The organism is Stenotrophomonas sp. STEN054, from assembly GCF_056854535.1.
The window spans coordinates 1-2,747 of sequence record NZ_JBXFWG010000108.1; the positions used below are offsets into that span (position 1 = coordinate 1).

2 protein-coding genes are annotated in these 2,747 nt (G+C 68.4%); one reads left to right on the forward strand and one right to left on the reverse strand.

Features of this window, described 5'->3' with window-relative positions; translation table 11 throughout:
• Positions 1-60: 60 nt before the first annotated feature.
• Complete coding sequence (gene cysK / locus AC1VXD_RS19815) at positions 61-1,020, reverse strand: cysteine synthase A (protein WP_482993479.1); 960 nt, start codon at positions 1,018-1,020, stop codon at positions 61-63.
• 207 nt (positions 1,021-1,227) lie between these two features.
• Between cysK and AC1VXD_RS19820 the strand changes: the two genes are divergently transcribed.
• Complete coding sequence (locus AC1VXD_RS19820) at positions 1,228-2,211, forward strand: LysR family transcriptional regulator (RefSeq protein WP_108769818.1); 984 nt, start codon at positions 1,228-1,230, stop codon at positions 2,209-2,211.
• Positions 2,212-2,747 lie beyond the last annotated feature (536 nt).

Below are 2,747 nucleotides of genomic sequence, written 5' to 3' on the forward strand. Positions count from 1 at the left end.
TCCGGCGTCGGCAGCGTCAGATGTGTATAAGAGACAGGTGGGTTGACGACCCCGTGCCGCTTACGGCAGGCCGGCCAGCCAGTCGTCGTCGGAACCTTCGTTCACATCGGCGAACAGCGGGGTGGAGAAGTAGCGTTCACCGGTGTCCGGCAGCATCGCCAGGATCACCGCGCCCGGCTCGGCGCGGGCGGCCACGTCCAGCGCGCTGGCGAGCGTCGCGCCAGCGGAGATGCCGACGAAGATGCCTTCCTCTGCCGCCAGGCGGCGCGCGGTGGCGATGGCGCGGTCGTCCTCGACGGTGAGCAGTTCATCGACCACGTCGCGGTTGAGCACGTCCGGCACGAAGTCCGGGGTCCAGCCCTGGATCTTGTGCGGCTTCCAGTCATCGCCCTTCAGCAGGGCGGCGCCGGCCGGTTCGGTGGCGACAATGCGGGTCTGCGGGCGGGCGACCTTCAACACTTCGCCGACGCCGGTGAGGGTGCCGCCGGTGCCCCAGCCGCTGACAAAGTAGTCCAGGCGCTTGCCGGCGAAGTCACGCAGGATCTCCGCCGCGGTGGTGTTGCGGTGGTAGGCCGGGTTGGCCGGGTTGGCGAACTGGCTGGCGAGGAACCAGCCGTGCTCTTCGGCCAGTTCGCGCGCCCTGCGCACCATGCCGCTGCCACGCTCGGCGGCCGGGGTCAGGATCACCTTGGCGCCATAGGCGCGCATCAGCTTGCGGCGCTCCACCGAGAAGGTCTCGACCATGGTGGCGACGAACTTGTAGCCGCGCGCGGCGGCGACCATCGCCAGGGCCACGCCGGTGTTGCCCGAAGTGGCCTCCACGATCGTGTCGCCGGGCTGGAGCAGGCCGCGTTCTTCGGCGTCGAGGATGATGGCCAGCGCCAGGCGGTCCTTCACCGAGCCGCCCGGGTTGAACGACTCGACCTTGGCGTACACGGTGACGCCCTGCGGGGCCAGGCGCTGCAGTTTGACGATGGGGGTGTTGCCGACGGTGTCGAGGATGGAGTCGTACAGGGCCATGGAAGCGCTCCGGAAGCGGGCCGCGCCGGGGACCGGCGGGCGGAAGGGGGAGGCTGGCCGTTCAGGCCAGCGGCTGCCGGCTGACCGTAGCGCCGGCTTATGACGCCCGGAAATGACCAGATGCCTTTCTTAAACAACGTTTGGTTATAAGCTGGTGATGGCAATAGACCCTAGAGTGGACCTCCGCCCCCCGCGCCCCCGCCCGCCATGACGCTCACCCAGCTGCGCTACCTGGTCGCCATCGCCGACGCCGAGATGAACATCACGCTCGCGGCCTCGCGCGTGCACGCCACCCAGCCAGGCTTGTCCAAGCAGCTCAAGCAGCTGGAGGACGAGCTGGGTTTCCTGCTGTTCGTGCGCAAGGGGCGCAGCCTGGAATCGGTCACCCCGGCCGGTACCGAAGTGATCTCCCGCGCCCGCGCGGTGCTGGCCGAGGCCAACAACATCCGCACCTACGCCGCCAACCAGCGGCGCGAAAGCCAGGGCCAGCTGATCCTGACCACCACCCACACCCAGGCGCGCTTCGTGCTGCCGCCGGCGGTGGCGGCGATCAAGCAGGCCTACCCGCAGGTGAGCGTGCACCTGCAGCAGGCAGGTGAGGCCGATGCGCTGGACCGCCTCAACCAGGGTGATGCCGATATCGCGATCATCAGCACGGCCGGTGGCGAACCGACCGATGGCATCGCCGTGCCGCTGTTCCGCTGGCGGCGGCTGGTGGTGGTGCCCAAGGGCCACCCGCTGGACCGCGCCGGCCGCGCGCCGGACCTGGCCGCGCTGTCCCGCCAGCCACTGATCAGCTACGAATCCTCCACCCGCCCCAATTCCTCGCTGCAGCGTGCTTTCGCAGCCAACGGCCTGGTGCCGGACCTGGCGTTGACCGCGCTGGATGCGGACCTGATCAAGACCTATGTGCGCACCGGCCTCGGTGTCGGCCTGCTGGCCGAGATGGCCGTGAGTGCAAACGACGAAGACCTGCGCGCGTGGCCGGCGCCGGAGCCGATCACCGAGTGCATCGCGTGGGCGGTGCTGCCGCGCGACCGGGTGCTGCGTGATTACGCGCTGGAACTGGTCCATGTGCTGGCACCGCAGATTGATCCGCGCGACCTGCGGCGGGTGCTGGATGGCAACCAGGCGGCTGCGTGGCCGGTGCCGCCGACGTGGGAGTCGCTGACCCAGACCATCACGGTGTAGGGTTGGTCGAGCAGGGCTGCGCCCTGCACCTGCTCAAGGCAACGGCCAAAGCCAAAGCCAGAGCGGCATTCCGTGGGATGGCGGGCCACTGTGGGTTTGCGGGGACGCCGTAAACCCGTCCATGGGGGCTTGGTCGCCGCATCCATGCGGTTCACACCCCGCAAACCCACAGTGCCCCGCCTTCGACAGGCTCACGCGGCTGTGGGTAACGGCGACTGTTGTTCCACGCGGCTCTGGTAGGTGACGACCGTTGGTCGGCATATCTGTCAGCTATCGAAATTCTTCTGGGGTCAGAGCTCGGCCAGTAGAGCCACGCCATGCGTGGATGAAATCTGTCGGATATCGAATGAATTCATCCGTGCCGACCAACGGTCGGCACCCACCATCAGCAGCACGTTCCAACAGATCGCAGGAAACTGTCGAAGGCGGGGTGGGTCCGGTTGAGGGGGCGTGAGCGCCATGGATGGCGCGACCGAGGCTGCATGGACGTATTCACGCCGTGCCCCTCTACGGGCCCCCCCCCGCCGACCCCCGTG

Coding starts and splice junctions, on each gene's coding strand:
- AC1VXD_RS19820 (WP_108769818.1), top strand. CDS start 1,228: ATGACGCTCACCCAGCTGCGCTACCTGGTCGCCATCGCCGACGCCGAG.
- cysK (WP_482993479.1), bottom strand. CDS start 1,020: ATGGCCCTGTACGACTCCATCCTCGACACCGTCGGCAACACCCCCATC.